The organism is Acinetobacter sp. AOR34_HL (assembly GCF_027854795.1).
GTDB classification, from domain to species: domain Bacteria; phylum Pseudomonadota; class Gammaproteobacteria; order Pseudomonadales; family Moraxellaceae; genus Acinetobacter; species Acinetobacter junii.
Genome location: NZ_JAKTID010000086.1, coordinates 55,737 through 62,276, shown reverse-complemented (window position 1 = coordinate 62,276; position 6,540 = coordinate 55,737). Strand labels below are relative to the sequence as shown.

Annotated in this window: 7 protein-coding genes; 3 read left to right on the top strand and 4 right to left on the bottom strand. The window is 38.3% G+C overall.

Annotated elements, in window-relative coordinates:
* Positions 1-26 precede the first annotated feature (26 nt).
* Positions 27-1,067 carry an outer membrane protein Omp38 gene (omp38, locus tag MKL32_RS15770; protein ID WP_125272094.1) on the bottom strand — a complete coding sequence of 347 codons (1,041 nt, stop codon included), beginning with the start codon at positions 1,065-1,067 and terminating at the stop codon, positions 27-29.
* Between the two features lie 386 nt (positions 1,068-1,453).
* Between omp38 and MKL32_RS15765 the strand changes: the two genes are divergently transcribed.
* The 3 genes from MKL32_RS15765 to MKL32_RS15755 all read left to right on the top strand — a co-directional run bounded on the left by MKL32_RS15765 (position 1,454) and on the right by MKL32_RS15755 (position 3,857).
* The gene (locus MKL32_RS15765; protein WP_005402112.1) at positions 1,454-1,966 is read left to right on the top strand and encodes a GspH/FimT family protein; all 513 of its coding nucleotides are present in this window, start codon (positions 1,454-1,456) and stop codon (positions 1,964-1,966) included.
* A gap of 112 nt (positions 1,967-2,078) precedes the next feature.
* Positions 2,079-3,254 carry a thiolase family protein gene (locus tag MKL32_RS15760; RefSeq protein ID WP_004908800.1) on the top strand — a complete coding sequence of 392 codons (1,176 nt, stop codon included), beginning with the start codon at positions 2,079-2,081 and terminating at the stop codon, positions 3,252-3,254.
* A 159-nt stretch (positions 3,255-3,413) separates the two neighbouring features.
* Positions 3,414-3,857 carry a VOC family protein gene (locus MKL32_RS15755; RefSeq protein ID WP_087539796.1) on the top strand — a complete coding sequence of 148 codons (444 nt, stop codon included), beginning with the start codon at positions 3,414-3,416 and terminating at the stop codon, positions 3,855-3,857.
* Positions 3,858-3,902: 45 nt separating this feature from the next.
* Here MKL32_RS15755 and MKL32_RS15750 read toward each other — a convergent pair whose 3' ends face one another.
* The 3 genes from MKL32_RS15750 to MKL32_RS15740 all read right to left on the bottom strand — a co-directional run bounded on the left by MKL32_RS15750 (position 3,903) and on the right by MKL32_RS15740 (position 6,460).
* Positions 3,903-4,256 (bottom strand): DMT family transporter, encoded by a 354-nt coding sequence (locus tag MKL32_RS15750; RefSeq protein ID WP_004908805.1) that lies wholly within the window; start codon positions 4,254-4,256, stop codon positions 3,903-3,905.
* A gap of 82 nt (positions 4,257-4,338) precedes the next feature.
* The gene (locus tag MKL32_RS15745) at positions 4,339-4,824 is read right to left on the bottom strand and encodes a DUF934 domain-containing protein (RefSeq protein WP_004963954.1); all 486 of its coding nucleotides are present in this window, start codon (positions 4,822-4,824) and stop codon (positions 4,339-4,341) included.
* A complete protein-coding gene (locus MKL32_RS15740) occupies positions 4,817-6,460 on the bottom strand; it encodes a nitrite/sulfite reductase (protein WP_004908811.1) in 1,644 nt (547 codons plus the stop codon). The genes MKL32_RS15745 and MKL32_RS15740 overlap by 8 nt, the downstream gene beginning before the upstream one ends.
* Between the last annotated feature and the right edge of the window lie 80 nt (positions 6,461-6,540).

The following is a 6,540-nucleotide window of genomic DNA, read 5'->3' as shown; positions in this document are numbered from 1 at the left end:
GTCGCTTTTTTAGTTCAAAAACTCAATTATTGAGCTTGTTGACCTGGTTGAACTAAAACAGTACGGCTACCAGTGATCGCAGCGAATACGCGACGGTTCATAGCACGACCTTCTTTAGTTTTGTTGTCAGCAATCGGTTGATCCCAAGCGAAACCTTGAGTAGACAAACGAGATGCATCAACGTTGTATTCGTTTACAAGAGCTGATTTAACAGAGTTAGCACGAGCTAAAGATAAACGTTCGTTTAACTTACGTGGACCAGTGTTATCTGTGTGACCTTCAATACGAGCAGTCGCATTCGGGTATTCAGCTAACTTCTCTGCAACTTTAGCAATTTCAGATTTGTATTGTGGTTTGATGTCTGACTTGTTTGTATCAAAGAATACGCGAAGTTCCATGTTAAGATCTTCAGTCAACTCTTGTGGTTGAGGAGCAACTGGAGTTGGCTCAACTGGAGCAACTTCTACTACAGGAGCAGCAGGCTTCAAGTGACCACCAAGAACTACGTTTAAACCAGCAAGAGCTGTATAGTTCCAGAATTTTTCGTCAAAATTGTATGTACCACGAGCTTCAGTACGAAGAGAAAGAGCATCGTTTAAGCGCCAAAAAGCACCAACACCAGCATTACCTAACGTACCTTCTTGATCATCACGATAAGCTAAACGTGCATCATCAAACTCATACTTATAATGACCAGCGCCTAATAAAACGTATGGCTTGATCTTACTATCATAATTTTTGGTGATTAAATCAGAAGTAACATAGAAATTACCATTGATTTGTTTCTGCTTATATTCACCGTAATTAGGATCTACATCACCTTTTACTTGATTATATTCAGCTTCAAAGCCTAGCCAAGGTGTTAACTCCACACCTAGCGCAGCACCAACGAATAAATCATCTTGTAATTCCGGTCCGTCAGTTAACTCACCCTTGTCACCACCATTGTTATGTTGACTGTCTTGGAATGTGTAACCAAGTAACAGTGGTGTTACAGTTATACCTGCATTAGCAGCAGCTAAAGGAGCAGCAACAAGCATAGCAAGTGCAATACGACTCAATTTCATGGATATCCTCCAGAGATAACAATTGTTTGTTGTTCAAGCTTAGCCTATGATTTTTGGCCCCATAAACACGGAAGTGTTCACAGTATTATTTTTAAGCTATTCACTTCACTTTGAATCATACAAACACTTGATGAATTTTCCAAGTGCTTGATAACTTTAACCTCGCAAATTATTGACAAAATTTCTTACAATTTCCGTTGTAGTTCAGTAAATTTTAATTCAATTTTAAAGTCTGAATAGCTTATTGTTCGCTCTCTTCAAGTTTAACAGCATTTGCTGCATGAAGTAATCTTTAGTTTCGCAATAGTAAACTTAAATTAATAAATACAGTAATTACTTAACACTTTGTTAATAAAAAAATTACAGAAACACCAACAGGTAATATTATGTTTAAATTTTCCGGCTTTACGCTGCCTGAAATCATCATAACGATTGCAATTTCCGCAATTTTAGTCAGCCTAGCACATCCTTACTTCATCGAAATATTAATTTCAATTGAAGTAAAACAAATTAAAAAGACTCTCACAATTTACATACAAAAAGCCAAATCCGATGCACAAACCTATCAGAAAAATGTGACTTTGTGCGCAACTCAAGACTTTAGTTCTTGTAGTAGCGATTGGAATCATGGATTTATTGGTTTTCTTGACGCTAATCGTAATAAAAGACGCGATATCACAGAAACTATTCTGTATTCAAATCCAGTCCAACCTAAATATGGCTCATTGGCATGGCGTGGCACTCTGAATATTAACTCACTCACCTTTCAGGGAGATACGGGGTTACCACGTGGTTCAAATGGCAGTTTCTATTATTGTTCTAGTCGATCAAACCACCATCTCCAAATCATCTTAAGTAATATGGGGCATGTTCGTACGCAAGAAATTTCCAGCTGCTAAAAAACTCTTCAGTCTAGCGAATACGATGTAAAACACTTTATTGACAGAGTTTTTTTAATATACTGCATAGGTTTTGAACATTCTCAGCAAATTATAAGTCTGGAGACATACAATGACTGACATCGTAATTGTAAATGGCGCTCGTACAGCTATGGGCGGCTTCCAAGGTGCTTTATCAAGTGCTACAGCACCTGAATTAGGCGCAATCACGATCAAAGAAGCGATCGCACGTTCAGGCTTACAACCAACTGATGTTGAAGAAGTTATCATGGGTTGTGTTCTTCCAGCGGGACTAAAACAAGGACCTGCACGCCAAGCAATGCGTAAAGCAGGCTTACCTGACTCTACAGGTGCTGTAACAATTAACAAATTGTGTGGCTCTGGTATGAAAGCAGTGATGCAAGCAGCAGATATGATCAAAGCTGGTAGCGCTGAGATCGTTGTTGCTGGCGGTATGGAGTCAATGACTAATGCTCCTTACGTCTTACCAAAAGCCCGTGCAGGTTACCGCATGGGTCATGGTGAAATTAAAGATCATATGTTCTTTGATGGTCTAGAAGATGCTGAAACAGGTCGTTTAATGGGTTCATTTGCACAAGATATGGCAAATACTCGTGGCTATACCCGTCAGCAAATGGATGACTTTGCAATTCGCTCTTTACAACGTGCACAAAAAGCAATTACTGAAGGTTATTTCAAAGATGAAATCGTTCCAGTAACTGTTTCTAGCCGTAAAGGTGATGTTGTTGTTGATCAAGATGAACAACCATTAAATGCAAAAATTGATAAAATTCCAAGTTTGAAACCTGCATTTGCAAAAGACGGTACAATTACCGCTGCAAATGCAAGCTCTATCTCTGATGGTGCTTCTGCACTTGTACTTACTTCAGCAGATGTTGCTTCTGCACGTGGTTTACAACCATTAGCAAAAATCATCGCTACGGCTTCTAACTCTCAACACCCTTCTGAATTCACAATTGCTCCTGTTGGTGCGATTGAGAAAGTATTGAAGAAAGCAGGTTGGGATGCACAAGAAGTTGATCTTTGGGAAATCAATGAAGCTTTTGCTATGGTGACAATGTGCCCAATTGATGACTTTAAACTAGATGCTGAAAAAGTGAATATCAATGGTGGTGCTTGTGCTTTAGGCCACCCTGTTGGTTCTACTGGATCACGTATCATTCTTACATTAATCCACGCTCTCAAGCGTACTGGCGGTAAGAAAGGCGTTGCAGCATTATGTATCGGTGGTGGTGAAGCAACTGCTGTTGCGATTGAACTGATCTAAAAATAATGTGTGAACCTTACTATTAAATAATAGTAAGGTTGCAACAGAAATCCTGCTATATGCAGGATTTCTGTTTTCTATAATTACAAAAAATAATTCACCCAGCGTTCAAATATCGGTACGTTATGCAGTGTATAAAAAAACAACAAGGAGCAAAAAATGCAACTAAATCACTATTTGAACTTTAAAGGACAAACAGAACAAGCTTTTATTTTTTATCAATCAGTTTTTGGCGGTGAATTTGCAATGATTAGCCGTTATGGAGATATGCCACCGACAGAAGGTGTAACTTTATCTGAGGCCGATAAAAGCTTAATTCTACATGTATCTTTACCAATCAATGAATATACAGTTTTAATGGGATCAGATGTAAACGATCAATTCTGTGCCCCAAATGCGGGTTTCATTCAAGGAAACAATCATTATATTTCTATTAATATTGAACATGATGAAACTGAGGCACGCCGTTTATTCAATCAGCTTTCCGTTCATGGTCATATTGAAATGCAACTTGAAAGAACTTTCTGGGGTGCACTTTACGGTGCTTTTACTGATCAGTTCGGCATTAAATGGATGGTGAATTGTCAGTTAGAAGATATATAAGAAAAACCTTAAGTACTATCAAAAGAAACTTTTTTGATAGTACTTTTAAACATCAATATTTGAGTATTGTGCAATTATCATCAAACCGATGGTAATAAAACCGATTCCAATCCAACCCGCTAAATCAATATTCTGCCCCAAAAAAACTTTTGCTAGTGCTGCTGTCGCAATTACACCAATACCAGACCAAAGCACATATAAAATTCCTGCTTGCATATATTTCAAAGCAATCGCAGCACAAGTAAACGAAATAAGATACAGTACCAAAGCAATACCTTGATCCAGCTTATTGACCAATCCATTTGCTTTGGCTGAATAAAAAGTCGAAAGTACATCAGTTGCTATAGCGATTAATAGCCAAATTACACCTGGATTGATTTTTGATAAGAGAGTTAGCATTGTTATTTTTCAGCTCTTGATTAATCCAATTTTACAAAACAAAAAAGCTGAACCTTAGTTCAGCTTATTGATTATGGGTGGCTTATGCACCAGTTTGATAGCTTGCTTGAGGTACAGCTGTTGAAGCTTGATAAGGATTTGTAAAGTCCAGCAGACCAGCTGCTGCTTCCTGAATATCTTTACCTTCTTTTACTACAAAGGTATCAAAGCCAGAGCGTTTTAAATAATTTAAAACATCTTTAAAGATATCGCCCACTGCACGTAACTCACCTTGATATCCTTGACGGCGCAATAATGCTGCGAATGAATATCCACGACCATCATTAAAACCAGCAAACTCAATGAATATTGCATCTAATTCGCTTAAAGGGAACTGATGTGTTTCAGGTGAATCATTTACAGTGATATACAACGCTTTTTTACCTTGTATATTTGGCAATTCATTCAATTGGGCTGTTGTTAAAACAACATCACCTTGGGGAATTGCTCCATCTTCTGCAATAACTTGATAAGTATTGTCTGCAATCGTGCCATCTTTAGAAAGCACTTGTAGCGATGTATTAAGCATAAGCACGCTCCTTAAATGGCTGAATCCCTACACGACGGTATGTATCGATAAAACGCTCACCTTCAGTACGCAAATCTAGGTAAGTATTCAAAATTTCCTCGATCACGTCGGGTACAGCATCTGCAGCAAAAGATGGTCCTAAAATATCACCAATAGATGCATCATGATTCGCATTACCACCTAAAGTGATTTGATAGAACTCAGCACCTTTTTTATCTACACCAAGAATACCAATATTGCCTACATGGTGATGACCACAAGCATTCATACATCCTGAGATATTTAGGTCTAGTTCACCTAAATTATAAATGGTATCAAGATCTTCAAAACGACGTGTGATCGCTTCTGAAATAGGAATTGATTTTGCGTTAGCTAATGAACAGAAATCACCACCTGGACAGCAAATAATATCGGTAATAAAACCAATATGTGCACGAGCCATGTTGTGCTGTTCAAGCGTTTGCCACAATTCAAATAAATTTTTCTGTGGTACATCTACCAATGAAATATTTTGTTCATGTGTGGTACGGAACTCGCCAAACGTATACTTATCTGCTAAATCAGCGATTAAGTTCATTTCTTCTGATGTTACGTCACCAGGAGCAATACCAGCACGCTTCAAAGAAATCGTAACGATACGATAACCTTTGACTTTATGGGCATTAGTATTGACGTTGTACCATTGTTTAAACTTTGGATTTTCAGCAAATAATGCTGTGAAATCCTCATCTTCTAAATCTTGATAATCGAATGGTGTAAATTCTTCATCCAATTTTTTTAAGATTTCTGGTTGAATTCTTAGAGCTTCACGTGTGTGTTCAAATTCAGCCTCAACTTTTTGAGCAAAGACTTCTGGCGTAAGTGCTTTAACTAAAATTTTGATACGTGCTTTATATTTGTTATCACGACGGCCATGTAAGTTATATACACGCAAAGTCGCTTCAAGATAAGCAATCAAATCTTCACGTGGTAAGAACTCACGAATGACACTACCGATAATTGGTGTACGACCTAAGCCACCGCCCGCCATGATTTTATAACCAATCTCACCAGCATCATTGCGTACGATATAAACACCGATATCATGGAATGCTGTTGCAGCACGATCTTTTTCTTCAAGAGCAGAAACGGCGATTTTGAACTTACGTGGTAAGAATGCAAATTCGGGGTGGAATGTACTCCACTGACGAATCAATTCGCATGTAGGACGCGGATCAGCAATTTCACCTGCAACAACACCCGCAAACTGATCAGTGGTGGTGTTACGGATACAGTTACCTGAGGTTTGTACAGCATGCATTTGCACTGTCGCAAGTTCAGCTAAAATATCTGGAACATTTTCTAATGCCGGCCAGTTTAACTGAATGTTTTGACGTGTTGAAACGTGAGCATAACCACGATCGTATTGAGTCGCGATTTCAGCAATTTTTCTAAGTTGTTTAGTATTCATCAAGCCATACGGCACGGCGATACGGAGCATCGGCGCATAACGTTGCACGTATAAACCATTTTGCAAACGTAATGGACGATATTCGTCTTCGGTCAATTTTCCTGCTAAATAGCGTTCTGTTTGATCGCGAAACTGAGCAACGCGTTGGTTAATCAGTTGTTGATCGAAATCCGTATATAAATACATGGCGTATGGCTAGTCATTCATTATAAAGGCGTTTAGCATAACGAGCTTTGTTTCATCAATAAAATGCTTTTTTTGCATAT